Genomic DNA, 26,995 nt, shown 5'->3' with positions numbered 1-26,995 from the left:
ACAGCAGCAGCTGCCGATTGCCGCGCTACCCGGTAGGACTCGCAGCCACGTGACCTTTGAATCCCTCGTCGGTGTCGATCTTTGCCGCGCCTGCCTAAACGTCGAAAGCGACACGGATCGGGCATGGTCCGGACGCGCTGTCCGCACATTCCTTCGACAGCCGCTGCAAACATCCCGCGCACGCTGCAATCGGCGAAGGAATAGTCCAGGCCGCAGACACTGGGCCGGGATATATATCCAAGGGCATATGGCGCAAGCGGTATGATGACGATAGTCTCTGTGCCGTACTTGAAGCAGACATCAGGCATTCATCAAATTTTGAAGCGATCACGCGCCACCCGGGCGCCTTGCTATTATTGATATTGGCCTCGGCCCTCTTTCATAGACGTGGGCACAACATGCAAGCGCGACGCGTTATCGAGATTGTCCAGTCCGCCGGCTATCTGCCTGCTGAACTGATCTTGACCGGCTATTGGGCAAGCCAGTCCGGCCTCGTGGTTTTCATTCTCAACGGTGTTACTCCTCAGGCCGTCGATTTGGTGCTGGACCCGATCGTTGTGACGCTGCCGATGACGATCCCCGGCGTGCTTTATGTCGACGTCGGGGACAAGACGCGCGTTCGCGAGGCTGTGCTTTTCGCCCAGGAGATTTACGCCGCTACCAGATTGTTCCGTCGTCTGACAATTCGTTGTGGGATAGCTCCCAAGCTCATTGCGCCCGTCGACAGGGCAATTCGAAGCCTGGAAAGCCGGACCCTATTTGAAAGAGACGCACGCACGCCAGACGTCGCAAAGCCACAGGTTGCCACGCCTGTTCCCACCGGAAACCGCCTCGGCTGGCGTGCCACTGAGGCAAGGGCCTGGATTCAGTTGCAAACGTCCGACAGCTCCATCTGACGCAAATCTGCACAACTGCTTTATTGCTTCGATGATCCCCTTCCGCATCTCGATGCTTGTCACAAAGATGCGGGCAGCGCCGCGTCTGCGGCGCGGAAAGCCTTCTTTCAGCCCAAGGACTTGGTCTGGCTGGAGCCCCGTGACGAGCACAGCGATGAGGAAATCGAACAAGCTGCGGCGGGTATCCGGCTCTCAACAGGCCTTGGAGCGGGATGAGGAAAAGTGTGTGCGGTTTTCGGCCCGCATCCGCTCTAACGGCTTGGTATCGATCACGTTCTTGCTTTTAGGTCAGCCCGACCTAAAAGCATCGTGATCTAGTCGAGCTCGAACCGATCTTTGTAGTCCTGCCGCAAGTTCGAGGACTGATCTTCTTTCCGCAAGAAACAATTGCCCACCACGAGGCATTCGATCTCGGTCCCCATGAAGCAGCGGAAAGCATCCTCCGGGGTGCATACGATCGGCTCGCCGCGAACGTTGAAGCTGGTGTTGACCAATACGGGACAGCCGGTTCGCTGCTTGAACGCACTTAAAAGCTCCCAATAGCGTGGATTGGTGTCGCGATGGACGGTCTGCACCCGGGCGGAATAATCCACATGCGTGACGGCTGGGATACCCGATCGCGGAACGTTCAGGCGGTCTATGCCGAACAATGCCGCCTCACCGGCACCGAGAGGCAGCCTGTGGCGATCGAGTACGTCGCCTACAAGCAGCATATAGGGGCTGTCTACGTCGACATCGAACCACTCCGCCACGTCCTCACGTCTGACGGAAGGGGCGAAGGGGCGGAAGCTCTCCCGATATTTGACCTTCAGGTTGAGCGTCTTTTGCATGATCGGCGAACGCGGATCGCCCAGTATCGACCGTCCACCCAGGGCCCGCGGTCCAAATTCCATCCGCCCCTGCATCCATCCGACCGCCTTCTCATCGACGATCGCGTCAACGGTACGCGCGATCAGATCGTCGTCGCTCAAGACCGTGTAGACCGCGCCACTGGCAGTCAGCCGCTTCTCGACCTCCCGTTGGTCGAAAGCCGGGCCAAGATAGGCCCCTGTCATGCGGTCTCGACCGTCTGGGGATCGCCCGTTACCGAGATAGCCGTGCCAAGCCGCCAACGCCGAGCCGACCGCCCCGCCCGCATCACCAGCCGCCGGCTGGATCCAGATGTCGTCGAAAATCCGCTTCTTGAGGAGCTTGCCGTTTGCGACGCAATTCAGCGCAACGCCACCGGCGAGACAAAGGTGACGCTCGCCAGTTTCCTGACGGGCAAAACGGGCGAGCTTCAGAACGACTTCTTCCGTGACCGCCTGCACCGAAGCGGCGAGATCCATCTCGCGCTGGGTCAGGGGCGATTCCGGTCTTCGAGGTTCTGCGCCAAACAGTTCATGAAAGGCAGGAGACGTCATGGTGAGACCGGCGCAGTAGTCGAAATAGCGCTGGTCGAGGCGGAACGAACCGTCCTCCTTCAAGTCGATCAGGTGATCCAGTATTTTCTGTACGAATAACGGGCGTCCATAGGGTGCCAGGCCCATCACTTTATATTCGCCGGAGTTGACCTTGAAACCCGTATAGTAAGTAAATGCGGAATAAAGCAGACCCAGCGAATGTGGGAAGCGAATTTCCTTAAGTATGTCGAGGTCCTTGCCGCGGCCATGCCCCAGCGACGTGGTGCACCATTCTCCGACTCCGTCCATCGTCAACACCGCGGCGCTCGCAAAGGGCGACGGAAAGAAGGCACTGGCCGCGTGCGCCAGATGATGCTCCGTGAACAGGAGCGAGCCGGGCCATTCCTTCACTCCGGCAAGCTTGCCTAGATACCTGCGCAACAGCTTCTTTTGAAAAAGCTTTTCCTTGATCCAAAGCGGCATCGCCATCCTGAAGGAGCGGAAGCCGCGCGGACTTGTGGCGAGGTAGGTCTCCAGCAACCGTTCGAACTTCAGGATCGGCTTGTCGTAGAAGACGACATGGTCGACCTCCGTCATTTCGCACTCGGCGGCAGACAGGCAATAGGCCACTGCATTGGCAGGAAAGTCGGCATCGTGCTTCTTGCGGGTGAACCGCTCCTCCTGCGCCGCGGCGACGATGCGTCCGTCCTCAATCATCGCTGCCGCGCTGTCGTGGTAGAACGCCGAGATACCTAGAATACGCATGGGACCGGCCGGCTCAGAACAAGGTGTAGATGAACGGTGCCACCGCGGTACCCTGCGTCAGCACGACCAATGCGCCAAAGACGCCGAGGACGATGAAGATCGGCAGCAGCCAGAACTTCTTGCGGATACCCATATAGGTCCAGAGTTCGCGTACCAGTTCCATCCCGTTTCCTCCACTCGTGAACCCGAACGATCAGAACTGATTGCGCATCGTCGCCGGGTCCGGTTCGTTTTGTTCCCGCGTCGTCCAATATGTGTCGGCAGACTTGTCCAGGGAGGCTGCGAGCGGATCGTAGCCGCGCCACTTCAGGAACAATCCCATAGGCACGATGGCCGTGCCGTAGATCAGCAGCATCACAACAGGATTGACGACCTTGAACATAAGTAGACCGAGCCGCATCCAAAGCCGGTTCGGTACGGAAAGCGAGTTGGGGAAAGCAAGCGCCAGCAGGACGAGGACCGTGCCGATAGCGGCAAGTCCTACGGAAATGGACGATAGTGACCCGGTGACCAGCCACCTCACGAGCACGATACCAAGGAGGATGCCGCCGACGGTATAGCCGAAGCTCCGGTTCGACGGCCCCTCCACGGTGTGCTCGGAAAAGGACTCGTGAGACTTGCTCATTGGGCACTTCCTGCGCGGCCAGTGCTAATCGCTCTTTGAAATACCATCGGCGCGCGGTTTTCGTTCGCGCCATCCTTGAAATCAATAAGATAAGAGATGTGTATAGAACAAGCGGCGGTCGACCCGGTCAATATACCATTGGATATAGACGGCCATCGATACCAGTGCGAGGCAGAAGCTCCCCGGATCGCGCTCAAACTTGAAGTATTCAGCATTTCCATGAGACACGAGCAGAAAAATGGCGTATATACCGCTGCGCAAGTTTTTCCGTATTAATTTTATCTGAAAAAGCATTTTTGTGAAACAATCATGAGAGATTGAAACTCATATCAGCCTGACCATCAAGAGTGGGTCACCTGAGCCAGGGGACTCACAAAAGCTTTTTCGTTGAACGTTTCGCGAGAGGATAGGCCATCGTGACAAAGCGGCATCTTGGGCTTTTGGTATGCGCTATTCCCGGCCTGTACCTGTTGTTAAGTCCCATTTACGCCCTGCTGCATTACGAACTATTCGCAGCTGAAATTCCGCATTTCCTCCGTTACGTGCTGATCCCGGGCGTGCTAGCAGTAGCCTTCATCGTCGTAGGCCTGTTTGCAAAGCCGCAGTTTTCACTGCTCGTCGGTATCTGTGGTGCGAGCCTGTTGGCGGCTCTGTTTCTTTTTGAGGCGATGCACACCGTCTCGGTCGTGTCCGTTCGGCTGGGAATGTTCGGCCAACTCAGCGAAGCCGAGGCTGAGACGCTCACGCGCAACGAAAAGGTGGTTCCGGGATTCACGCTCCGTGGCCTGAATCGGCTTGCAGGCACTGACGAACTTTCCGAAGCGCTTCTGTCGGGTTTCCCGTCGACACAAGTGGTGCTCTGCACCTCGAACAAGGGCGTCGTCAGCTATACAGCGGACAGGTTCGGTTTCAATAATCCCGACCATGTATACGACAAGCGGCTCGACGTGATGCTTCTCGGAGATTCATTCGTCGAAGGCTTCTGCCTGCCTCCGGGCGAGGACCTTGCGTCTAGGCTGCGCGGGCGCGGCCTTAGCACGGCAAGCATCGGCATAAGGGGAAATGGTCCGCTGATGGAACTGGCGACGCTCGGCCGCTTTGGTGAGACTCTGCGACCCCGTCGCGTCGTCATGGTCTTCTTCGAAGGCAATGATTGGGAGAATCTGGAGCGCGAACTTACAGTTCCGTGGCTTCGCGCCGCGCTTTCGCCCAACGCGAACTATGGTTTGCAGGCAACCGCGAAGGAAACGATGGATCAGGCCCGAGAGATTTTGGCGGAGCGTAAGAATGCGCCGGTCACAAGTGTCGACCTCCTGACGAGAACAGCCTTGTTCCGCAATTTTGTCGCGCTGCAACAAACCCTCACGAGACTGGGACTCGTCTATCCGAAGATTACGCCGAGCAACCCCGAGTTCAGGCGTATATTGCACCGCGCGAAAGCACTCACCGAGAGCTGGGGCGGCTCCTTTACACTGGTCTACGTTCCCAGAATTGACCGTTTCATCGGGCCTTTCTCCTCGGATGGGCCTTTCGACCCGCTGCGGATGGAGGTTCTCGGTGCTGCGGCGGCAGAGGGCATCGAGGTCATCGATCTCCAAGAGGCCATACGCACTCGCCCCCAACCTATTCTCATGTACGCCCCTGACGCCCATTTCAGTCGCGACGGCGCCAAATTCGCAGCGAACGAGATCCTCACACGCTTGGCGGCAATGCCCGAGAATGGACAAATCGTCGGAAGCAATTGATCTTCCGGGAACGCGCCGACGGAATGCTGTCAACGGGTATCGAAACGCAGTCGCTGGGAAATATTGGCAAGCTCCACGCGGGTGGCGATGTTGAGCTTGCTGTAGACGCTGTGAAGGTGGAGCTTGACCGTGCCGGGAGCGATTCCAAGCCTTGCGGCTATTTCCCGGCTGCGCAAACCTGCGGCGGCCAGGCAGGATATCTCGAGCTCGCGGGGCGTCAACTTCTGCATGACCGAGCGGCGCTCGGTGTCGCTCTCACGGATCCGATCGATAGCGGCATTTAAACTGCGATCCGTGAAATAGGTGCGACCCTCAAGCACCGCCCGGATGCACTCGATGAGGGCGCTCGGCGCCTGTTCCTTGAGGACAATGCCACTCACCCCGTTTTCTATCGCCTCGGCAAGTTCTTCATCACTGATATCCGCCGTCAGAATGACGCACGCCAGTCTCGGTTGGTCGCTGCGAAGACGGCGAATAAGATCCGATCCGCCCATTTCAGGCATCCGTAGATCAACGACCGCGAGGTCGACGGGCTTGCTGGCGAGCGCTTCGATTGCATCTGCAGCTGTCCTGCACGTTGCAACCACCTCCCAGCCGGACTCGGCGCCGAGCAAACGGCGCAAACCATCGAGGACTATCCGGTGATCGTCGACGACGAGGATACGCACACTCACGGGTGAGCCGGGATTTTGATCGTTATCCGTGTCCACTGATCCACCTTGTCTATCGAAAGATTCCCACCCGACATTGACACGCGTTCGCGCAGGCTTCGCGGACCGCACTTGCTGGTCTCCAGTTCCGCATGCTCCAGCCGCCGGTCGAACCCGAAACCGATACCGTCATCATCCAAGGTCAAGGTCACTATTCCGTCATCGCGTCGGATCCGAGCCTCGAGGGTTCGCGCATTGCCATGACGTGCGGCATTGGCGGTCGCTTCTGCTATCATATGCATCAGTTCGTCGATCATCGCCACCGGCAAGCGAAGATCTTCGGGATATAGCACAAAGCGAAATTCTATCGACCATTGCTGCCGCAAACGCTGGGCCAAGGCCCCCATCCGAAGCGCCAATCGAGAGTCGCTGGCGTGGCGGCCGGACCCCGGTTCGAGCCTGCGGATGAGAGCACGTAGATCAGTCTGCTCTTCAGAAAGCATAGCCTGAATCGCCATTAAGCGCTCGTCGATCTCATGATATTCTCTCGACGAGCGCAATGTCTGAAGCTGCAGCGAGGTGCCTGCGAGTGCTTGCAGGACACCATCGTGGATATCTCTTCCAATCTTGACGCGCTCTTCAAAGGCGGCTGCATCGCTAAGGCGGCGCAGCAATATCGTTTGCTCGAAGAGTGTTTTCAATCGGTCAGCGACAATCTCGGCCAAGGCCACACCGTCGATGGTCAGGGCCGGCGGATCGAGGAGGAAAAGACGCGCCTCGACATCGCTCGCCTGGAACTGCACCGAAATTGCGGAGGCGATAGAGAATTCCGCAACGAGAGCCGGGGACACCGGCAGGCCGTCGCCACGCCATCGGTCGAAACGCCCCCCGCCGCGATGAACAAGAGCTCGGGAGCGCTTCGCGTCGATGACCAGAAGACTTGCATGCTCCAACGCCTCCGGTGTCCAGGGCAGATAGGTGGCCGGCGATAAGTGCCTGACGGCGCACACGCCGCTCTCCCAGATGGCCAGATTGGTCCAGGGCTCGTCACCATCGCTCCAGATTAGCAGTGCACGAGGAACACGCGCCACCTGCACCGCATATTCCAACGCCGCCTCCGCCGGCCATTCGAGCCCGTCGGACGCGGAGGGTGTCCCCTCGACCAGACGTAACAACTCCGAGCGCACCGCCTCTTGATGGGTACCCAGCCACGTGAGAAGAATGGTTGCCGTGACCAGGAAAAGAATGAACGACAGCGCGACGGCCGCGTCGGCGTCCGAACTGAACGGCCAGACCGTATTAGAGAGCGCAAGGTATATCAGGATCGCGACGCCAACGGATCCGGTCCATAGGGCACCGCGCCAAAGCCAGTGCAGGGTCGCTGCCAATTGGACAAATGGTATCAGCATGAAGACCGGACCGGATACGCGGTCCGCAAGGAACGCCAGGATCACCAAGCTGGAGACGTCGATCAGATGCCTGATGAAGGTCCCGCGCACCCGATGGACCTGGGCTTTCCAGACAAAATGGGCCGCCGCGATTGCATAGAGCAGATAGATGACGAGGAACCAGAAGACGAGGTCCGAGCGACCGGGCCGAATGGTAGCATCGATCCAGGTGATCCAGAGACTTCCGATCGCCAGAAGAATGCGCGCAACGGCGATAACACTGTCCGAGCGGGCGCGAAATGTATTCATCCATGTTTGCCGGCTGGTCGCAATAGCGGGCGCGCCTTCGAAGAGCGCGGCCGCCCAACCCGTCTCGGCGGCCATCCTGCCCTTGAGCGTGGTGTACCACTTGCGGAGATTGAAACCCCGCCGCAAGAAGCCCCGCGGCACCCTCATCATGCGCTCCTTCGATGACGATCAACCGTCTTCTGTATTGCGCGACGGATCGCCTCGAGGGGAGGAAATCCGCAGCGGAAGGCAGGTAACCGACAAATTCCGTGAAACTTACGGGGGATTATGTCGAATCGCAGCCTAAAGAACCAGCTTCGTTTCCGGCCCACAGCGCCATTCAACCCTTCAGGTGGCAGCGTAAACGATCGGGGCCGGTCTCGTCGCATGCAGCGAGTCAGAAAAGCGAGACGCCTCAGGATACGTCAGGCTCGTCCGCTTTCAGGTCCTGCTCGGCCTGTCGCACCTTCTGCCGGGTAAAGCCCCGAAGACCGGAGACCTCCTCGGCGTCGCGCTCGATCTGGACCTCGCTTGCCGCGTGATACACCGCGAGTTTCGCAACGGACATCAGCGCATGGAGGTGGATACGCTCGTAGCCGTGCGACGCGTCGACACCGAAAGTGACAAGGGCCGTACGGACGTCGTGCCCCGCCTCGACCGCGGAAGCAGCATCGGAACGGTAGTAGCGGAAGACGTCCTTCTGGACGCGGATGCCATGCTCGCCGCAAAGCTCGTAAAGCTTTTTTGAGAGGTGATAGTCGAAAGGTCCCGTCTGGTCCGCCATTGCGAGAGTCGCGCCGAACTCGTCCGAATTCTGGCCCGGCGCGGTCGTGCCGTTGTCTATCGCCACCAGCGAGGCGATTTCCGGGACGATTGCCGCTGACGCGCCTACACCTACTTCCTCGCCGATGGTGAAGAGCCAATAGGTGTCGACCGGCGTGTCCACCTTCTCACGCTGCATGGCCTCAAGCGCCGCAAGCATGATGGCGACCCCCGCCTTGTCGTCGAGATGCCGCGAAACGATGAACCCGTTCTCGAGGAATTCCGGCTGCGGATCGATGGCGACGATGTCGCCGACGTCTATTCCGAGCTGTACCAGGTCGTTGCGGTCGCGGGCGAGGGCATCGACGCGCAGCTCGATATGGCGCCAGCCTGTCGGTTGCGTGTCGACCTCCTCGTTGAAGGTGTGACCGGAAGCTTTCAGAGGGAGAATTGAGCCGCGATAGGTGCCCTTGCCGGAAAAGATCGAGGCGCGAGCCCCCTCCGCGAACCGTGCCGACCAGTGCCCGATCGATACCAGTTCGAGGCGGCCGTTTTCCTTCAGCGCCTTCACCTGAGCGCCGAGGGTGTCCAGGTGCGAGACGATCCCGCGGGCCGGCCGCTCGGCAGCCCCCGGCCGAAGAGCGCGGATCGCACCCCGGCGGGTCAGCTTGACTTCAAGGCCGAGGCGCTCGAGCTCACGCGCCGTGTAGCGCACCGCCTCATCGGTGAAGCCGGTCGGGCTCGCAATGTCGAGCAGAGCTTTCAGTCGGCTGGTGAGATATTCCGGGTCGATATTGATCGGTGTCTGCATGAATGCGTTGTCGCAAGCATGGATGCCCGCGTCAACAATGTTGCCGAAGCGACGGGCTCCCGCAGATCGTCACGCGCGTATCGAAAGTCGCGGACGGGAACATCGCACCGCCCGCTACGTTGTAAGGTACTCAGCTATTCGGCAAGTCCAGCGAGGCGTCGCTCGGGAGGTTGCGTGGGCAGATCCGCGAACGAAAAACGAAATGGCGTCCCGCTCATTCATGGGGCCAGCGATCTGCCGTCGGTGACGGTTGACGATTATAATCTGGAGCTGCGTGACGGCGACGGCTTCCTTGGCGACAGGGCCAACAAATTTGCCTTCCAGGAGAAGCTCGACGCGTGGCGCAAACGCGTGCGCAAAGGTGGCGACGATCCGCTGGGGCAGGCTTTGACCCAGGATCTGTCCAAAAAGCAAGTCGATGCCCTTCTGCGCGGCGACGACAAGGAGGCGGCCGCCCTGATCATCGGTGCGGTCGACGATTTCGCCGGCGAACTCGCCAGCGTTCTCGAACGGTTTCTGCAACAAAAGAACTGGAAGAATACGGAACGCGTGGTAATCGGCGGAGGCTTCCGGGGAAGCGCAGTAGGTGAATTGGCCATTGCCCGGGCAATGGTGCTACTGAAGGCTGAAGGCATCAAGATCGAACTCTCCCCTATCGTTCACCATCCGGATGATGCGGGACTTATCGGTGCCGCGCATCTCATGCCCGCCTGGATGCTGAAGGGACACAAGGCAATCCTCGCCATCGATATAGGGGGCACCAATATCCGCGTGGGCATAGTCGAGCTGCACCTGAAGGATGAAACCGATCTCTCCAAGGCCAAGGTCTGGAAATCGGATATCTGGCGACATGCGGATGACAAGCCCAACAGAAGCACGACCATCGAGGGGCTCATCGGCATGATCGAGAAGCTTATAGCCAAGGCGGACAAGGCGGACCTCGCGCCGGCGCCGGTCATCGGCGTGGCCTGCCCCGGTGTGATCAACGAGGATGGCTCGATCCTTCGCGGCGGCCAGAACCTGCCGGGCGGCAACTGGGAAAGCGAACATTTCAACCTGCCCGCCGCCCTTAAGGACGCCATTCCGCAAATCGGCGATCACGAGACCTTCGTGATCATGCACAACGACGCCGTCGTGCAAGGTCTGTCGCAGATACCCTTCGTGCAGAATGCATCGAGTTGGGGGATCCTGACGATCGGGACTGGCCTCGGCAACGCGCATTTCAGCAACAAGGCCGAAAATTGACGGCTGCTGGGCCGGTTCGACAGCAACTCCAAAATCAGGCGCGACAGGCCGAATGGTTAAGGGCCTGATGCGCAATCCCGGCGAATTGTCGGCTTTTCCTCGACCGTGAATTAAATCCTTTCGGCTAACCTTCCTTCACAACCAAAAAACGGGGAGTTGCAATTGTGAAGGTAAAGACGAAAGCATTGTTCGGACTGTTCGAAGCCCGCAAAACTGTCGCCCGCAGCACTCTTGCGGTGATGCTCGCCGCCGCTGCCTGGGGCTGCTCCTCGACGGTCAGCCAGGAAACGACCGCTTCGATCACGCGGGAAGTCGGCTACCCCTCGCCTGAAAGGAAGCCCGCGCTGGGCAAGCAAGCGGTCACGCAAAAAACGCCAAAACTCGTGCGCTCGGCCTATCTCGGGCGGGCTCCCTATATCTGCACGCCCAGCGGCTTCGGAAGCACCTCGCGCTGCTTCCTTCGTTAGAAGCAGTGCCGGAAAGGTGCGTATCGTTTTCCGTTCGGAATGCGCAGTTTCAAAAAATGAGGTCGTTTCACTGTTTCAGTGAAACCTACCAAGGGCGGGGTTGCGGGCCGTTCGATGCCGGGCTCATCTGCGGAGCCAATTTGCACTGCTGACACCGGCCGACCGCGCAACCCCTTCCCGGCCGGTGGTTACTCGACCCGGCCGAGTCTCGCCTCGATGCGGTTCAGGCTTGCGCCCACGTAATTGCCGCGTCGAAGCTTGGCGAACTCGTCATCTGGCCTCACCCGTGCGTTCTTGAAGACGTACCAGGCGCCATCCGGCTCCCGCCTCTGATAGATCACGCCACCCCGCTTGGCGTGGCTGAAGCAGGTCGTCGCTGGCGACGAGCCATCCCTGGCATGCCATTCGGCACGGAAGCATAGTTTCCCAGGACCGGTGATGAACCAGCGGCCTACCCCATAGGACGGTTTTCCGTTCTCCTTGGACCAGGCGATGAACCGGCGCGCCTGCACCGAGAAATAGCCTGCGCCCTCTTTCCATATCCAGGATTTCTGGCCGTAGAGTTGGTACAGTTCTGCGTGCGTCAGGGGAGTGGTCTTCCTCTCGGCACGCCCAGCGGCGGCTTCGGCGAACGAAGCACCGGCTATGCTGGCGGCCAGCGCGATGGCCAAAGGTATTCCTCGATATATCGATTTCATCACATGCCTCCATCGGGCACTTGCCCGCTAATGGTATCGCGGACGACCCGCCAATCGGGCCGGCCGTAGCCCTGCGGCCAGTCATAAATCTCGCGATCGTTGAAGTAGACCACGGCTGTCAGTTGCGGGAATTCCGCGTGGCGCTCGGCGACCGTTGCCGCCCAGCTTGCTACGTATGAACCACCGCCCTCGTAGCCGAGCTCGGCGACCATGATCGGCTTGCCGTAGTTCATCACCCGGCCGTATCCGGGCGCTAGCCGCTCCGCAAATGTCTGATCGCGGCCGGTCGTGCCCTGGTCGTAAGGCTGGTAACCGAATACCGAGAGCCCGACGATATCGACGACGTCGTCACCTGGATAGAAGGCCTCCAGCCCCTCGTTGCCTTTGGGAGACCACATGAACTTCGCGTTCTTCAGGTGGCTGCGGCAGACGTTCACCACGCGGCGATAGGCTGCCTTGAAGTCCTCGCCCCGCCAATGCGACCAGGAAAACTGGTTATCAGTTTCGTCCATTTCCTGACCCCAGCGGATGATGACGGGACTCTTGAGGGCAGCGGCGGCCGAACAGACCCGGGCCATGTTCTCGTCGCGTTCGCCGCTCAGGATTGAACGCAGGAGTTCCCCTTCGGTCACGCGCCACTCGGGCGACCATGACCAGGGTTCGATGGTGATCATGAGCGAGCGGCCGCGCGCTTGGGCATAGTCGTCGGCAAGCGTCAGCGTCGACAGATCGACGTCTTCCCACGGCAGGAAGAGATGCTCGATCTTTGAGCTGCCCGGCGTGCCGAAGTCGCCGTGAGGATCGTAAGCGCCGAAATCGACCGAGTTCTCCGTCAGTACGGGCCGCTTGTCCGATGGTGTCGCCATCGTCGGCGAATTCGGTTCGGGGATACCCCGCGGCATATTGGCCGCGAGCACGGTACCCGACAGCAACAGGCCAAGAGATGCGAAGGTAATGGCCTTTGATTTCCTGTTCATTGAACACCTCCAACCGCGTTCATCCCGGCTTTCCGGCGAACGCTATTCTTTGTTTCTTTCACTTGGCCCTCGAGACGCTCCTTGACGGCTGCGAGTTTGGCGGCGACCAGATCCTCCCTGACCAGCCGGTTGAACTCGTCGCCTGTCTGCGCCTCGGCATGTTTGAAGACGTACCAGTCGCCGGACGGCTCCCTCTTCTGGTAGATGGTTCCGTCGAGCGTGCGGTGGCTGAAGCAGGTCTTGTCGGGAGCGGCAGCACTCTGGCTGTGCCACACGGCCATCAGGCAGAGTTGGCCGCGGTCATTCACGCTCCAGCGGCCTTCGGCCCAGCTCTCCCCCGTTGCCGATTGCGCCCAGGCCCGGAACGCACGGTCTTCACTCTCCATCCGGCCGGCGCCGCTCTCCCATGTCCAGGTCTTGCCCTGGAAGATCATGTAGAGCTCCACGCCCGTCATGGTGCGGGCGTTTTCGGGAACGGCAACTTCCGCGGACGCCGGTGAATTCCAGAGGAAAAGGACGGTCGGCAAGATGCCAAGGACGAAGTGCCGGCCGAGCAGCGTGTGTCGGGTGCCGCGGCCCTCTCTCCCGAAGAATGGGACTTTCACTCTCATGTTCCTATCCCCTCTCTGAATTGCCGTCCCGCTGTTCCGCCGGGGCGGAAATCCAGCGTGGACGGAAGACGATCTTTCGCAATGCCGTACCGCCCTGCCCGGCTCCGGCCACCGCATAGCGCTCTTCGAAGAGGCGCAGGTGCCCACTGCCCCATGCGAGTGCCTCGAGCCCATCTTTCCCGTGTTCGGCCGTCGCGATGCCGGGCAGTGCGACGATCGCCAGGAGCCCGGCCCCTATTGCGGGACGATAAAAACGGGAGGCGGTGCCTACGGCGTTCTCCCTCGAATGCCGCAGGACGATGACCAGCAGAAGCAGGCAGTAAACTGCCGCATTGAGGATTGCGAAGAGGTAGAACCCCTTGGCGTTCGCGGCATCGTCGACGAAAAGGACAGGCAGGACGGCCGCAACCGCCAGGAAAAAGTAGGGCGCGAGCACGCGCAGGGGCAGCGGGTCGACCTCGGATGATCCCTTTGGCGTGACACGGAAATCCACGAAGGACCCGGTGATCCAGTCGCGCAGGGCGGCCAGCGTACCGGCAAGTGCCCATGGCCAGCGTGCAAAGAGGAAGAGCATGCACTCCCAGCTCAGGATCTTTGCGTCGTAAGGCCGAAAGGCGCCGGTTGCCCGCCAGCGATAGGCTAGCAGGACGAGGATGATCGAAAGCGGCGCGAAATAGGCCAGAAACTCCGGATAGGTCACAGCGACAAAGGTCTCTCCGCGTGCAAGGGCGATGATCGGCATTGCAAACATCAGCGCCATGAAGCACGCGAAGAGCGGATACCAGAGCTGCGAGAAGAGGAACTGGAACTTCAGTCGCAGCGGCAGCCGGCCAACGAGACGCGGCGAATATTGCAGCAGGAGCATGACGAGACTACGCGACCACTGGAACTCCTGGGTCACCAGGTCGGCAAAGGTGCGCGGACCGTCGCCATGGGCGATCGCGTCGAGTGCGTGAATGCCGCGCCAGCCTGCCGCATTCATCATCAATGTCGTCGAATGGTCTTCGGCAAGCTCCGGGCCGAGACCGCCGATCTCCTTGAGTGCGGACGTGCGCACCGCGTAGTGAGAGCCGATACAGAGCGGCGCGAGACCGCCATTGTATCCGGCCTGGAGAGCACCGTGCATGCTCGCCTCCGCATAGAGCCGACCGCGCGCCGACCAGCTCTCGGAAGCATTGCGGTCGCAGATGCTCGGCGCCGAGACGTAACCGACGTCCTGGTCGGCAAAGGGGCGAAGCATTTCGAAAAGATAACCGGGTGCGGGGACATGGTCGGCGTCGAGCTGAGCCACGAAGTCGTACCGGTCATAGCCGTAGTGATCGTAGAAGAAGGCAAGATTGCCCTCCTTGCAGCGCGTGCGCCGTGGCCATGTGGCCCGGTGATAGTCTTCCCGGCCTTTGCGGGTCGAGACGAGGACGCCATGGCTGCGGCACCAGTCTAGCGTCGCCTCAGACGGGTCCTCGTCGGCAAGCCAGGTGTCGTGCGGCACGTCCTGCGCAAGCATTGCCTCCAATGTCTCAGCCACGACCGAAAATGGTTCCGACGGAGCCTTGGTGACGACCATGGCGATGCGACTGCCCGCCGGGAGCCGCAACGGTCCATTTGGTTTCAGCGCGCCATAAAAGACGGCGATGAAATAGGCCGGCAGCAGCGTGACCCAGGCAAGGACCGCGGTCACGATGGTACTGCCCAAGGCGTCCACGTGATGGCGCGGCTCCAGCCACCAGGCCCAGAAATGGACGAGCGCTGCTACCCAGAGTCCTGCGCCGAGCAAAAATTCCATCCGGCGTTCGCGCGTGAGCACAGGTACGAGCCGCGGCTCACCGTCCTCGGAAATGCGCGTCGGTCCATTGGTGGAAAGGACGGTCATGACCGGACCTCCAGCCCGAAGAACGGGGCCGCCGTTCGCACGATCGTCTCGAGATCGGAATATCGCGGCAGGAAGCCGAGCGTCCGGCAAGCAAGCCCGGCATCCGCATAGAGAGCCGGCGGATCTCCGGCACGACGGCGGCGAAACACGACCGGGACGTCATGCCCGGTAATTTCGCCGATCGTTCGCAGGACTTCCTTTATTGAGAAGCCGCGCCCGGTACCGAGGTTAAGCGCGACGTTCCCGCCGCCCTTGGCGAGATGCCGGTATGCCAGCACATGAGCGCTCGCAAGATCGGCAACGTGGATATAGTCGCGTACGCAGGTTCCGTCCGGGGTATCGTAGTCCTCGCCGAAAATCTCCAGATGCGAAATCCTGCCTGCCGCGGCCATGAGCGCCCGCGGAATGAGGTGCGTTTCCGGGTCGTGCCATTCGCCGAGGTCACCCTCAGGATCAGCGCCACATGCGTTGAAATAGCGCAGCGAAACATAATTCAGCGCAAAGGCGGCCGCATAGTCGGCGAGCATGTGCTCGGCCACCAGTTTCGTCTTACCATAGGGGTTGATCGGTGCCTGCGGCGTCGCTTCGTCGATGGGCAGTACCGCCGGTACGCCATAGGTGGCGCAGCTCGATGAGAAGATCACTTTGTCGACACCCGTCTGGCGACATGCATCGAGGAGCGACAGCGTGCCGCGGACGTTGTTGTTGTAGTATTTCGCGGGATCGGCGACGGATTCGCCAACATAGGCGGAGGCGGCGAAGTGGATGACGGCATCCGGCTGGTGGGCCTCGATGACTTCGATCAGGTGCCTCCCGTCCAGGATATCTCCCTGAACGAATGGTCCCCAGCGCACGGCGGAACGGTTCCCGGTCGTCAGATTGTCGTAGACGACGGGCTCGATACCCTCCAGGCGCAATAGCTTTGCGGTGTGACTGCCGATATAGCCGGCGCCACCGGTGACGAGGATACGTGGCGCAACCATCAGACCAGCTCCGCACTTTCCCGCATCGACCGGGAGAGAAGGTCGTCGAAATAGCGGATCGTGTGCGCAAGGCCTTCGGCCAGATTGACCTTCGGACGCCAACCGAGCTCTTCCGTCGCGAGCGAGATGTCGGGACGGCGCTGGCGGGGATCGTCGACAGGCAGGGGCCGCCGGACGATCTTCGAGCGCGAGCCGGTCAACCGGATCACCTCTTCGGCGAGTTCGCCGATCGTGAACTCTGCCGGATTGCCGAGATTGACCGGCCCGGTAAGCGACGGCGGCGATGCCATCAGGCGCACGAAGCCGTCGATCAGGTCCTCGACGAAACAGAAGGAACGGGTCTGGGAGCCGTCACCGTATATCGTGATATCCTCACCCTTCAAAGCCTGGACGATGAAGTTGGAAACGACACGGCCGTCATCCGGTCGCATCCGCGGGCCGTAGGTGTTGAAGATACGGACGATCTTGATTTCGACCCCATGGGACTTGTGGAAGTCAAAGAACAGGGTCTCTGCGCAACGCTTGCCCTCGTCGTAGCAGGAGCGCGGACCGAAGGGATTGACGTTGCCCCAATAGCTTTCCACCTGCGGGTGGACATGCGGGTCGCCGTAGATTTCCGATGTGGACGCCTGGAAGATGCGTGCGCCACGACGAGCAGCCAGATCGAGGAGGTTGAGCGAGCCGATCACGCAGGTTTTCGTCGTCTGGATCGGGTCTGCCTGGTAATGCGGCGGCGATGCCGGGCAGGCCAGGTTATAGATCTCGTCGACCTCGAGGTCGATGGGCTCAACGACGTCGTGGGCGATGACGCGGAAAGTATCGAAGCGCTTGAGGGGCGCGATATTGCGCCTCAGGCCCGTCGAGAAGTTATCGAGGCAAATGACCTCGTGCCCGGCGCCGAGAAGCAGCTCGCAAAGATGCGAGCCCAGAAAGCCGGCACCGCCGGTAACAAGTATTCTCTTTTGGAGGCTTCGGCGCCGCAGTGAATCAGTAGCTTCATTCGTTCCGAAGAGAGTTCCCCTGAAGTCATTTCTAAAATAATTCACGGAATATTCCTCACACTATCTGCTAACTTCTAAAATTCATCCACAGCAGGCACAATAAATTGGTGATCGAAACTTTACCGTTCGAAACTACCTTAATTAATTTTCGGCAATGCTTGGAACAACTGTAGGTGTTTAATACAATCAGCGGATGGGGATTGTCATTATCACCCAATCCCGATTGTTATCCCGCCGTGCATTTCTACATATAAAGGGGTATAAACTGGAAACTGGAAGGTGTGCGCCGCCGATTCGATTCCACCCTGAGGCGAGTTGCGTCAGTGTGGGACAGATTCGACGCCCCGGGTAATCGCTCGTATGGGCTCACCCAAACGGGCAATCCCATTTCGCTGGAGGGTTGCATGACGAAGGACTCCGGATCAGGAGATGACCCTGTCGAAGTTCCGGCCTGGCCCGCTCATATGGAGCGGCGCCGTTGGCCGCGCGATCCAACAGCTCGAAAGGACCGTTTGGCCGAAAGGTCACCGGCGCTCGTACCTTCGCGATTCTCGACGCGCGATCTGCCGCCGCAAGAGCAATTTAGATCCTGGCGTGCGCATATGGCGCCGCTCGTGGACGTGCGCTTGCCCGACGGAGTGTCCGAAGAGGACGGCTTTCCGGCCGAGCTGACGGGTTGGCACCTAGGCGATTTGCTGATCGTTCAACAGGTGACGCCGGCACATAGTTACGAGCGCTCCCAGACGATGTTGCGCTCGAGCCCGATCGACCATTGGAACGTCGGCCTCTTTCGCAGCGGCCGGTCATGGACCGAAGCCGACCGCCGCGTGACCGAGACGGGGCCGGGAGAGTTCTTCTTCCGCTCGCTCGGCTATCCCTATCGTGGGCGGATGACGGATGCCGCATCGATCCTTCTCTTCATGCCCTATGAACTGCTTGCGGACGATGCGGGCAAGCTCGAAGGCGCCAACAATTCGGTCCTGTCCGGCAACCTCGCCGACCTCCTCGCCAATTATATCAACGGCATGGAAGAAAACCTCGGCAACATCACCGTGGAAGAAGTGCCGCGCATCGTTCGCACGATACGCGACATGGTCGTCGCCTGCGTGGCGGCGGTGAGACCAGATGCGGGAGGCTCCCAGGCGAAAATGGGAGTGATGGAGCGGGCGCACCGATATATCCATCTCAATCTTAACTCGGGCGACCTGACGCCCGAAACCATATGCCGGGAGCTCGGAATTTCCAGAACCCGCCTCTATCAGCTTTTCGAGCCGAGCGGCGGCGTGCTGAACTATATTCGAAGACGCCGGCTCCTGCAGGCCTACGCGGAGCTCAGCGATCCGACGAACAACCGGCCTATTGGGGAGATCGCGGAAGCGGCCGGCTTCGACCTTGCCGCGAATTTCACCCGTGCCTTCAGCCACGAATTCGGAGCGAGTCCGCGCGAGATCCGCAAGGCCGCGGCCACCGAACGCCTCGCCACGCCTGTTGCGCCGCGGGAGCGGGACCGCGGGGCTACGATCGGCGACTGGCTCAAATCGGTTCAAGGATGAGGGTTGAGCCGCGTACCCGCGGCACATGTTCGGGCGCCGTGCATTATTGACACTGTGATCATGGCCGCGGTTTTCCGGAATCAAGCGTTGGCACCGCCGTCGATGGTCAGCGAAGCGCCGGTGACGAACTTGCCTTGCGGCCCCGCCAGCCAGGCGACGAGTCCGGCAATGTCTTGCGGCTCACCGTAGCTGCCGGTGGCGATACGTTCCCGCTGCGCTTCGGCATGGTCGCCATCGGCGGGGTTCATATCGGTGTCGGTCGAGCCTGGATGAACGATGTTGACGGTGATCCCGCGCGGCCCAAGGTCGCGAGCCAGGCCTTTCGTCAGACCGGCCAGAGCAGCCTTGCTGGCAGAATAGAGGCTGATCCCCGGCCAGGGAACCAGTTCGGCCAGATTGCTGCCGATCGTGATGATCCTGCCGCCGTCACCGAGGTGCCGGGACGCCGAACGAATGGCCACGAAGGGCGCACGGAAGTTAACGGCCATCACTTCGTCGAAATCGGCGACAGTCGTCTCCTCCAGCGGAGCCGAGTGCCAGATGCCAGCGCTGTTGACCAGTATGTCCAGCCCGCCCAAGGCTTCGACAGTCTCGCGAATGGCCTGCTCGATGGCTTCGGCGTCGCGATTGTCGGCACGGATTGCAACCGCGCGACCGCCCGCCTGCTCGATCTCGGACACGACTGCCTGCGCACGCTCGGCCGCATTCACATAAGTCAGCGCCACCGCCGCCCCCTCCAGAGCAAGCCTCTTGGCGATAGCCGCGCCGATACCCCTGCTGCCGCCGGTAACGAAAGCGGTCTTTCCGGCCAAACTGATCGATGTCATCGGGAAACTCCATTCTGTAATGATCGATACACAAAACTTGCCCGAGCTTGCCAATACCTGTCAAGCGATATATTTATCAATCGCTACAGAAAAGAGTAGATCATATGTCCGACAAAGGCCGCCCCCGCAGCTTCGATCGTGCCGATGCACTCATGCGCGCCATGAAGGTCTTTTGGGAGAAGGGATACGAGGGCGCGTCGCTGACAGCGCTGACCGCTGCCATGGGCATCAATGCGCCGAGCCTTTATGCCGCATTTGGCTGCAAGGAAGCGCTCTATCTTGAGGCAATGGAGCTCTACGCGCAAACGGTCGGCACCGAAATCTGGGCGGCACTGGAGACAGCGCCGACGGCAAGGGAGGCGGTCAGCCAATTCCTTCTCGCGACAGCCGAAGCCTATTCTCAGCCGGATACTCCGCACGGCTGCCTGATAGCCCTCGGAGGACTTCACCAGGCAGCAATTCCCGAAGCGGTCTGCGAAGCGTTGACCCGTCACCGCAAGGAAAACATCGACAAGCTACGCCAGCGGCTGGAAGCTGCAATTGCTGGAGGCGAGTTACCCGATCGGGTGGATGCCGGGGCTGTCGCGACCTTTTATGCGACGGTACAACATGGAATGTCGATCCTCGCGCGCGATGGCGGCAGCTATGAGGCGCTGAAAAACGTCACCGACGGCGCCATGGCCGCCTGGGGCGTGTTGGCGCAAGACCCAGCGCCATAGGAATGCCCGGCGGGCTTAGGAACTCGCCGGGCAAGCTTGAGGTTCGAGCGGGAGAGGAAAGCCTACGCGGTTTCTCCCGATCGAACGCATTTGAGGCGCGTGATTTACTGAACGACCTGCACCACCGTGCGGCTCTTCGGCTCTACGATGACGCGCTTCTCGTTGACTACGGCGTAGGCATAGCGCGTATCGTCAGGGATCGGCGTAACCACCACCGTCTCAGGCAGCGGCTTTCCGACCACGATCTCCTGTTGAACGACGACCGGCTCTGCCGGAAGCGGCTGCGCCTCGACATACTCGATTACCTTCGGCGGCGGCGGGTCGATTGCCGCACCCGCGACCGCGCCGGCGACCCCACCAACGGCAGCCCCTACAGGACCGCCTATGACTGCACCTGCAGCAGCTCCGCCGGCTGCGCCGGTCACGGTGCTGTTCTTGGTCGTGCTCTGCGCCGCTGCTGGAATAGCAAAGCAGCCGAGCCCGAGACCCAGAACAATGGCACCTTTGACGATCAGATCTTTCATCAGGCATTCTCCCGTTATGCAAAATACGTCCCTTCCGCCAAACAACCCGTTGGGTTGAGGAGTTGTTCCGCACGGCTTTGACAGAACGCGTCACGCAGCGAGCTGGCGAAGTAGCCTTCAAATCGCCCTGCGGGAGGAAATCGATGCAGGCGATGGATGTATCGCCTGTTCCATCAGCCGGACTCGAACTATAAGTGAACCCCCTGCGGCCGCCAGAAGAACAGCCAGCGAAACTCGCGCGTCCTCACGCCGACGGCTCGCAGGATGTGGAGGAACAGCGTTGGCAGACAGCCCGCACTACGACATTCGCGATGAACGTTTCCGTTCCCTGATCGTTGGCAGCGCAGCCCTCGAAGAACTTTATCGCGGCTGCCGCTGGGCGGAAGGGCCGGTCTGGTTTTCCGATCTCGACTGCCTGATCTGGAGCGATATTCCAAACCAGCGCATGATGCGCTGGACGCCTGACGGCGGCGCTTCCGTCTTCCGCTCGCCCTCGAATTTTGTGAACGGCAACACGCGCGACCGCGAGGGCCGCCTGATCTCCTGCGAGCACGGCGGCCGGCGCGTGACGCGCACGGAACATGACGGCCGCATCACCGTGCTTGCAGACATTTATGAAGGAAAGCGGCTCAACTCGCCGAACGACGCCGTGGTGCACTCCGACGGCTCGATCTGGTTTACCGATCCAACCTACGGCATCCTGTCGGATTATGAAGGCCACAAAGCGGAACCGGAACAGCCGACACGCAATGTTTATCGGATCGATCCTCTATCCGGCGCAATCAAGGCCGTCGTCCGCGATTTCATCCAGCCGAACGGGCTCGCCTTCTCGCCGGACGAGGCGCGACTTTATATTGCCGACTCGGGATCTGCAAAGCACGAGGTTCCGAGCCATATCCGAGTTTTCGACGTCGCCGCTGACGGCGTACTCGCAAACGGCCGCTATTTCTGTTCCATCGACAACGGTAATCCGGACGGGTTCCGTTTCGATGTAGCGGGAAACCTTTGGTGCAGTGCTGCCGACGGAGTGCATTGCTTCGACACTGGCGGCACCTTGCTCGGCAAGATCCTCGTGCCGCAGACGGTGTCGAACCTAACCTTCGGCGGCCCCAAGAAGAACCGCCTCTTCATCACGGCCACGCAGTCGCTCTATTCCATCTACACGGCAACGAACGGCGTGCAATATCCGTAATGCCTCCAGCACGCCTTCGGACTTGGGAGCGCCCTTCAGCTTAGCCTCAGATCGACGCCAGGGTGGAGCTTCTTGAGGTTTGGCAGGGACTTCGTCTGCCAGGGAAACTCGGAGCTTCCGCGAACGGTAAACTGAATGTTCGGCCGCTTGCGCGCTTCGATGGTGAGCTTCGCAAGCAGGTTGATTCCGGAGGAATTGAGGAACTGCAGCCCCGTGAGATCCACAGTCATGCGCTCCGGCTCGGCTTCGAGCATATCCATCACGAGGGAGAAAATCGGGGCGTAGGCTTCGGTGCTCGGCAAGCGCATCGTCCCGTCGAAATAGATGTCCTTGTCTTCCGACCAAACGCGATAGTCGTCTTCCTTGATTTCCATGTTTTCGTCGTCCGTCAATTCGAGAGGTCGGGGATGGCGATAGAAGCATAGGTTTCCAGCGGTATCTTGCCATCCGCTTCGCCAGATCCGAAAATCCAGGCGAAGTGCGCACCATAATCGCTCATGAGCGTCAAAAGTCCAAGGCCGGAACCGGAGCCGGATCCCGAGCCTGTTGCGTTCGCCTCTATCCGCTCAATCAGAAGGTCGGACGGATCTCCTATCGTTATTTCAGAAAGCAGGTGGCGGAACTTGTCGGCCGTGCCCTTGTCGACGAGATTGGAAACCTTGGTTCGGAACGTGTTGGAGGCGATCGACGCCTCCACGACGATTTCGCCGCCTGCACGGAATTTGACGGCGTTCTCTATCAGCTCGTTGGTCAGATAGCCGACATTATGCCGGACTTCCTTGTAAAGGCCGCGCGACGTTTTGTAGCGCAGAGCCGCGAACTCGGCGACGAAATCGGACGTCATCGCGCAATGCTTCCAGCCGAGATCGAGCGGGCCGTCGAAGAGACGGAGTTTCGTCGAATTCTCGCCCGTCCCGACGGCAAGATCCTCCAGTCCATATAAGGTCGTCATCCGCTCACCTGTGCCTCATCACCACGAGAGTGATATCGTCATGAATTTTCTGGGTACCGATATGCGCCATCAGATCCTCGATGATGCCGGACTTGACGTCCTCGGCGCTGCTGCCATAGCGGCATCGAGCGCTTTCGCAGAGCCTTTCGATGCCGAAGAGCTCGCCGGTTCCGCTCTCCGCCTCCGTCACGCCATCGGTATGGAGGATGATCATGTCGCCGCGACCGAAGGAAATTTCGCGCGTCGCGACAAAGGCGGAAATATCCGGCTCCAACCCGATCGGCAGACCGAGATCCAGAGTGTCGATCCGCTCCACCCTTTCCAGATCTCTGATGACGATCAACTCCTCGTGCTGCCCGGAGAGCGTCAGCCTTGCGCCGTCATAGTCGAGGAATGCCAGAGAGAGATGCTTGTTGGTCCTGGTCCTGACGAGGTTCTTGTAGATCGCCCGGTTCACGCGATTGAGGAATTGCGCCGGCTCCATCTCGCCCATTTCCTGCAAGGCGCGGGCTACGGATTGGACCATCAGCATCAGCACGCCGCTCTCGAGACCATGCCCCGTCACGTCGCCGATGCCGATCTTCAGCCGCTTTCCATCCTGCAGCACGTCGTAATAGTCGCCGCCGACCTCGTCGGCGGGCCGCATATAGGCGGCGATCTCCAGTTCGGCGATTTCCTCGAGCTCGCCGGCCTTCGGCAGTACCATCATCTGGATACGGCGGGCGACGGCGAGTTCCGCGCCGAGACGCAGGTTCTCGCTGCGCAACTGTTGGTTCAGCGCTGATATCTGGAGGTTCGCCTCCTCGATCTCCTTCGTCCGATCCTCGACCAGCTGCTCGAGGTTCTCGGTGTGGAAGCTGATCTCTTCCGCCATACGATTGAAGGCGGCGCCGGCGTCGCCGACCTCGTCACGCGTCGGAATGTCGACCCGCACCGAATAGTCCTTCGCCTCGATGCGCTTGGCGGCATTGGCAAGCGCGCTTATGCCGCCGGTGATCCGCTTGGATATGGCGAATACGGCGGCAATGACGAAGAACAGGGACACGAGGAGCGCCAGGACCTGATAGATCAAGATCCTGTTGGTCGCCTCCGAGATCCCGGCTTGGGCGGCAAAAAGCGAAGCGTAGATTTCCCGCTCGGGCACGGCGATGCCGAGCAGCATCGCTTCACGGCGGACTGGGCCGGATGCCCAGAGGTTGGTCGGCTGCAACTGTTTCAGGACGACCAGATAGGGCACCCTCTCGCCGTTCTCCTCAAGGAAAATATGCTTGAGCAGTCCGTCCTCGCCCAAGGGCAATTGCGCAATCTCCGGCTGAACGCTGCGACGGAGAGAGCGGTCGAGACCCGTCACACCTCCGCTGGCGGCCGCGTTCGACGCGCGAAGGCCGATGACCTTTTCTCCAACCGGATTGATGGCAACGACGTTGCCGTCCGACATCGTCAGAAAGCCGAAACCGGTTTCGGCAACCTTAACGTTCTCGACGATCTCGGCCAATTGGTCGAGCGTGATATCCGTGCCGGCAGCGCCCAGCACACGGCTGCGGTCGCGCGACCACAGCGGCTGGAAGAAACTCACGATGAGCTTGCCGGTTATCGCGTCGGTATAGGGCGCCGTCTGAGTGATGTCGCCATTCACCGGACGTGACTTCGGATCGCGCGCCCATTGCTCCCAAGATTCGTAGAGTCCGGGAAAAAAGAAAGACCAGAATTCCGCCGAATTGTGTCCCGGGTAGAGCTTATCGAAGGTCTGCGCCTGGTCCGTATAGGGAGCCGTCCTGAATATCGGCCGCTCTTTCGGGCCGATATAATACATCTGCAGCTTCGACTGACCGTTTGCGAGCAGGCTCGGCGCAACAAGATCCAGGACCGCGCTGTTCTCGATGTCCGTTTGCACGTCGGGAAGCGGAAGGTGGTTCTGGTCAAGAAGATAGCCCCAGACGCTGACGACCGATGGAGGGCCCGGCAGGTTCTGAGCCCATCCCCCTTTCTGATCGTAGGCGACCGTCACGGTTCCCGGCGCGCCGCGCGCCATCGCCTCCCCGATTTGCGATTTTCTCACCGGCCGGTCGATCTGCTCCTGGAGAACGCCCGCCAATGTGCCCACATCGGAGTGGACCTGGTTGAGCAGCAGGTTGACCCGGGCAGCCGTGGTTGCCGCATAGGAGCGGATATAGTCCTGGTTGGCCTCCTCCAGGCCGCGGCCGACTTCCGCCGCCGCGTCGCGGGAAAGTCTCTGCACGTTCCAGAGCGCAAGACCGCCGGTGACGAGCAGATCAAAGAGCACCGCGCTTCCGACGACCAGCACGAACTTAGCGCGGAAGGAGCGCAGGCCCAAACGGGTGGTGTTTTCCCCGGGCAGGCTCATAGCGGCTTGCGCCCTGAGGCCGCCCAGATGGGCCAGCCGGCATAGCCCTTGGGATGGAGGGCGGCAAAAATGTGGTCCCGGAAACCCTGCCGGAAACGTTCGATGAACTCGGGCGGGTCCCCGCGCTTTACGGCCATTTCACCGGCATAGACGTTCTCCCACGCCGCGATGATATCGGCGAAGTCCTGAGGGTCTCCGTCGAGATTGGTGACCATGAACGATTCGACGTTGATATCGTCAAAGCCTGCGTCGACAAGATAGCGCTTGCTCTTCGGTCCGAACTCCACATCCATTTCGAAATGGCTAAACAGCCTCGCGACCTCGTTGTAGGTCCATTGAATGCTCTGTGCGCGCGGCTCGCCGAGACAGTGCGAATTTTTCTCGTTGGTTATATAGACCCGCCCGCCGGGCTTGCAGATCCGGAAGAGTTCCTTCAGGAGCACATCCGGCTGGTTGAAGATCTGCAGCGAATGGCGGCAGGTGACGAAATCGAACTGATTGTCCTCGAGCAGCATCTCGGAGGCATCGCCATAGGTATATTCGATATCCGTTACGCCAAAGCCGGACGCCACGTCGCGCGCATAGGCGAGGCTCGCTTTGGAATGGTCGAGCGCGACAATGCGTGCCGGCTGGAACTCCTTCCGCACCAGCATGGCGAAGTCGCCGATGCCACAACATATGTCTGCCATCGTCATACCCGGGCGCAGGCCGTGACGCGGGAGGATCTTGCGCTCGTGGCGCCAGGTCATTTTCGTTTGCGTGCGCAGGATCGGGATGAAGCTCGTGTTTTCCACGAAGCTCTGCCCGGGATAGAACTTTGAGTCGTAGACCTCGACGGTCACTTGCGGCTCGATCTTGTTCAAATGGGCGAACATGCGCTCGGTCCAGCCCACGACGCTCGAGGTCACGACGACGAAGCGAATGTCAGACCGCGTGCGACAGGCATCGAGAAGAACGCGCGCGAAGGCGTGATAGGCCGTGTTGTTCATCTGCACCAGGCGCTTGACGTTGATGTAGAGAACGCCCCGCACCTCTTCGATGGCGCCTTTAAGCATCGATATGCTTGCGGCGATCTCGTCGGCCGAGCGCGGCCGCACCACCCCGGAAAGAGCGAACTCCTGGCTGTTTGGGTCGAATTCCGCCTTGAAGGGAACTGCAAACGCTGTCGTACTCACCTCACCACTCCTTCAAGAGGCAGATCCACGACAAGCCTGATCGATGGCGGATCGCTTTCGTCGAGCCGCACGTCGGCATCGAAATTGATCGACAAGTCCAGAAGAACAGCCTCGCGACTCGGTGCGAGATCGGTGGAGATGGAATCAAGGTAGCGCGCATGGGCGTCGGCGTCGCGGGTCTTCGACACCGCCTCTCTATAAAACTGCCTCTGACCCGGCGGACACGGGAAAGTAAGCTCCACCCGTTCGGTCGGCCCCCATCGATAAACTGCGCAACCGATCCGGCCGTCGGGTGAGCCGCTGCGGAACGAGACCTCTAGGAGCTCGTTCAATGCGGACGAGAAGAAATTCGAGTGGCGAACAGGATCAGTGCGATTGTGACTTATCATTCGCGCCATGAAGGTCGACAGCTGATCGCAATGATTCCAATCGGAAAGAAAGGCACCCATCTCCATCTCGAAGTGGAGCAAGGGCTCGAAAGCGGCTTCCGTGGGCTGGTTCTCGGCTCCGTGCATGCGGCTTCC

Annotated in this window: 26 protein-coding genes; 7 read left to right on the top strand and 19 right to left on the bottom strand. The window is 60.3% G+C overall.

The annotated features are described in order from the left end of the window. The first annotated feature begins 398 nt into the window (after positions 1-398). Positions 399-896 (top strand): hypothetical protein, encoded by a 498-nt coding sequence (locus tag M1D43_RS19345; RefSeq protein ID WP_088202802.1) that lies wholly within the window; start codon positions 399-401, stop codon positions 894-896. Positions 897-1,210: 314 nt separating this feature from the next. On the opposite strand, the gene M1D43_RS19340 is transcribed toward M1D43_RS19345, so the two are convergent. Genes M1D43_RS19340 through M1D43_RS19330 form a run of 3 tightly spaced genes read right to left on the bottom strand, consistent with a single transcriptional unit; the run spans position 1,211 to position 3,668 of the window. Further along, complete coding sequence (locus M1D43_RS19340) at positions 1,211-3,043, bottom strand: carbamoyltransferase family protein (protein ID WP_010975332.1); 1,833 nt, start codon at positions 3,041-3,043, stop codon at positions 1,211-1,213. A 13-nt stretch (positions 3,044-3,056) separates the two neighbouring features. After that, positions 3,057-3,206 carry a DUF5989 family protein gene (locus tag M1D43_RS19335; RefSeq protein WP_010975331.1) on the bottom strand — a complete coding sequence of 50 codons (150 nt, stop codon included), beginning with the start codon at positions 3,204-3,206 and terminating at the stop codon, positions 3,057-3,059. A gap of 30 nt (positions 3,207-3,236) precedes the next feature. Further along, positions 3,237-3,668 carry a hypothetical protein gene (locus tag M1D43_RS19330; protein ID WP_017264347.1) on the bottom strand — a complete coding sequence of 144 codons (432 nt, stop codon included), beginning with the start codon at positions 3,666-3,668 and terminating at the stop codon, positions 3,237-3,239. A gap of 416 nt (positions 3,669-4,084) precedes the next feature. Here M1D43_RS19330 and M1D43_RS19325 point away from each other — a divergent pair, with 416 nt between their 5' ends. Further along, positions 4,085-5,413 (top strand): SGNH/GDSL hydrolase family protein, encoded by a 1,329-nt coding sequence (locus tag M1D43_RS19325; protein WP_026030659.1) that lies wholly within the window; start codon positions 4,085-4,087, stop codon positions 5,411-5,413. Between the two features lie 29 nt (positions 5,414-5,442). Here the strand turns inward: M1D43_RS19325 and M1D43_RS19320 are convergent, their stop codons facing one another. The 3 genes from M1D43_RS19320 to M1D43_RS19310 all read right to left on the bottom strand — a co-directional run bounded on the left by M1D43_RS19320 (position 5,443) and on the right by M1D43_RS19310 (position 9,312). Next, complete coding sequence (locus tag M1D43_RS19320; protein ID WP_040121066.1) at positions 5,443-6,123, bottom strand: response regulator transcription factor; 681 nt, start codon at positions 6,121-6,123, stop codon at positions 5,443-5,445. After that, a complete protein-coding gene (locus M1D43_RS19315; protein ID WP_498814401.1) occupies positions 6,084-7,910 on the bottom strand; it encodes a histidine kinase in 1,827 nt (608 codons plus the stop codon). The genes M1D43_RS19320 and M1D43_RS19315 overlap by 40 nt, the downstream gene beginning before the upstream one ends. A 244-nt stretch (positions 7,911-8,154) precedes the next feature. Then, a complete protein-coding gene (locus tag M1D43_RS19310) occupies positions 8,155-9,312 on the bottom strand; it encodes an osmoprotectant NAGGN system M42 family peptidase (protein ID WP_088202755.1) in 1,158 nt (385 codons plus the stop codon). A gap of 174 nt (positions 9,313-9,486) precedes the next feature. Here M1D43_RS19310 and M1D43_RS19305 point away from each other — a divergent pair, with 174 nt between their 5' ends. Both M1D43_RS19305 and M1D43_RS19300 read left to right on the top strand, forming a co-directional pair. Continuing rightward, on the top strand, positions 9,487-10,557 hold the full coding sequence (locus M1D43_RS19305) for an ROK family protein (RefSeq protein ID WP_014527460.1): 1,071 nt from the start codon (positions 9,487-9,489) through the stop codon (positions 10,555-10,557). Between the two features lie 164 nt (positions 10,558-10,721). Continuing rightward, positions 10,722-11,024, top strand: coding sequence for a hypothetical protein (locus M1D43_RS19300; RefSeq protein ID WP_010975324.1), 303 nt, complete (start codon positions 10,722-10,724; stop codon positions 11,022-11,024). Positions 11,025-11,212: 188 nt separating this feature from the next. Here M1D43_RS19300 and M1D43_RS19295 read toward each other — a convergent pair whose 3' ends face one another. Genes M1D43_RS19295 through M1D43_RS19270 form a run of 6 tightly spaced genes read right to left on the bottom strand, consistent with a single transcriptional unit; the run spans position 11,213 to position 17,209 of the window. After that, positions 11,213-11,722: a DUF995 domain-containing protein gene (locus tag M1D43_RS19295; protein WP_014527461.1), complete on the bottom strand. Its 510-nt coding sequence runs from the start codon at positions 11,720-11,722 to the stop codon at positions 11,213-11,215. After that, positions 11,722-12,699, bottom strand: coding sequence for a glycoside hydrolase family 26 protein (locus M1D43_RS19290; protein ID WP_010975322.1), 978 nt, complete (start codon positions 12,697-12,699; stop codon positions 11,722-11,724). The genes M1D43_RS19295 and M1D43_RS19290 overlap by 1 nt, the downstream gene beginning before the upstream one ends. Further along, positions 12,696-13,310 carry a DUF995 domain-containing protein gene (locus M1D43_RS19285; protein ID WP_017276091.1) on the bottom strand — a complete coding sequence of 205 codons (615 nt, stop codon included), beginning with the start codon at positions 13,308-13,310 and terminating at the stop codon, positions 12,696-12,698. Before M1D43_RS19285 ends, M1D43_RS19290 begins: the two co-directional genes overlap by 4 nt. A gap of 4 nt (positions 13,311-13,314) precedes the next feature. After that, positions 13,315-15,180, bottom strand: coding sequence for a glycosyltransferase family 2 protein (locus M1D43_RS19280; protein ID WP_017276090.1), 1,866 nt, complete (start codon positions 15,178-15,180; stop codon positions 13,315-13,317). Further along, on the bottom strand, positions 15,177-16,163 hold the full coding sequence (gene galE, locus M1D43_RS19275; protein ID WP_014527464.1) for a UDP-glucose 4-epimerase GalE: 987 nt from the start codon (positions 16,161-16,163) through the stop codon (positions 15,177-15,179). The genes M1D43_RS19280 and galE overlap by 4 nt, the downstream gene beginning before the upstream one ends. After that, positions 16,163-17,209 carry a UDP-glucuronic acid decarboxylase family protein gene (locus M1D43_RS19270; protein WP_010975318.1) on the bottom strand — a complete coding sequence of 349 codons (1,047 nt, stop codon included), beginning with the start codon at positions 17,207-17,209 and terminating at the stop codon, positions 16,163-16,165. Before M1D43_RS19270 ends, galE begins: the two co-directional genes overlap by 1 nt. Before the next feature lie 359 nt (positions 17,210-17,568). Here M1D43_RS19270 and M1D43_RS19265 point away from each other — a divergent pair, with 359 nt between their 5' ends. Next, positions 17,569-18,717, top strand: a complete 1,149-nt coding sequence (locus M1D43_RS19265; protein WP_010975317.1) for an AraC family transcriptional regulator — start codon at positions 17,569-17,571, stop codon at positions 18,715-18,717. Positions 18,718-18,797: 80 nt separating this feature from the next. Here the strand turns inward: M1D43_RS19265 and M1D43_RS19260 are convergent, their stop codons facing one another. Further along, a complete protein-coding gene (locus M1D43_RS19260) occupies positions 18,798-19,544 on the bottom strand; it encodes an SDR family NAD(P)-dependent oxidoreductase (protein ID WP_010975316.1) in 747 nt (248 codons plus the stop codon). A 104-nt stretch (positions 19,545-19,648) separates the two neighbouring features. Between M1D43_RS19260 and M1D43_RS19255 the strand changes: the two genes are divergently transcribed. After that, positions 19,649-20,263, top strand: coding sequence for a TetR/AcrR family transcriptional regulator (locus tag M1D43_RS19255; protein WP_014527465.1), 615 nt, complete (start codon positions 19,649-19,651; stop codon positions 20,261-20,263). A 104-nt stretch (positions 20,264-20,367) separates the two neighbouring features. On the opposite strand, the gene M1D43_RS19250 is transcribed toward M1D43_RS19255, so the two are convergent. After that, positions 20,368-20,787, bottom strand: a complete 420-nt coding sequence (locus M1D43_RS19250; protein ID WP_010975314.1) for a DUF1236 domain-containing protein — start codon at positions 20,785-20,787, stop codon at positions 20,368-20,370. Between the two features lie 280 nt (positions 20,788-21,067). Between M1D43_RS19250 and M1D43_RS19245 the strand changes: the two genes are divergently transcribed. Beyond that, positions 21,068-21,979 (top strand): SMP-30/gluconolactonase/LRE family protein, encoded by a 912-nt coding sequence (locus M1D43_RS19245; RefSeq protein ID WP_457813197.1) that lies wholly within the window; start codon positions 21,068-21,070, stop codon positions 21,977-21,979. Between the two features lie 35 nt (positions 21,980-22,014). Here M1D43_RS19245 and M1D43_RS19240 read toward each other — a convergent pair whose 3' ends face one another. The 5 genes from M1D43_RS19240 to M1D43_RS19220 are packed head-to-tail and all read right to left on the bottom strand — an operon-like array spanning position 22,015 to position 26,986. Beyond that, on the bottom strand, positions 22,015-22,353 hold the full coding sequence (locus M1D43_RS19240; protein ID WP_010975312.1) for a slr1659 superfamily regulator: 339 nt from the start codon (positions 22,351-22,353) through the stop codon (positions 22,015-22,017). Positions 22,354-22,367: 14 nt separating this feature from the next. Next, positions 22,368-22,931 (bottom strand): slr1658 superfamily regulator, encoded by a 564-nt coding sequence (locus tag M1D43_RS19235; RefSeq protein ID WP_014527467.1) that lies wholly within the window; start codon positions 22,929-22,931, stop codon positions 22,368-22,370. Positions 22,932-22,935: 4 nt separating this feature from the next. Further along, positions 22,936-25,296: a SpoIIE family protein phosphatase gene (locus tag M1D43_RS19230; RefSeq protein ID WP_010975311.1), complete on the bottom strand. Its 2,361-nt coding sequence runs from the start codon at positions 25,294-25,296 to the stop codon at positions 22,936-22,938. Next, positions 25,293-26,471, bottom strand: a complete 1,179-nt coding sequence (locus M1D43_RS19225) for a class I SAM-dependent methyltransferase (protein WP_015243357.1) — start codon at positions 26,469-26,471, stop codon at positions 25,293-25,295. Before M1D43_RS19225 ends, M1D43_RS19230 begins: the two co-directional genes overlap by 4 nt. Next, positions 26,468-26,986, bottom strand: a complete 519-nt coding sequence (locus tag M1D43_RS19220; RefSeq protein ID WP_003525909.1) for a hypothetical protein — start codon at positions 26,984-26,986, stop codon at positions 26,468-26,470. The genes M1D43_RS19225 and M1D43_RS19220 overlap by 4 nt, the downstream gene beginning before the upstream one ends. Positions 26,987-26,995: the final 9 nt, after the last annotated feature.

The organism is Ensifer sp. R1-3 (genome assembly GCF_056739175.1).
Note: the sequence above shows the minus strand (reverse complement) of the source record. Positions and strands in the feature narration are given on the sequence as shown.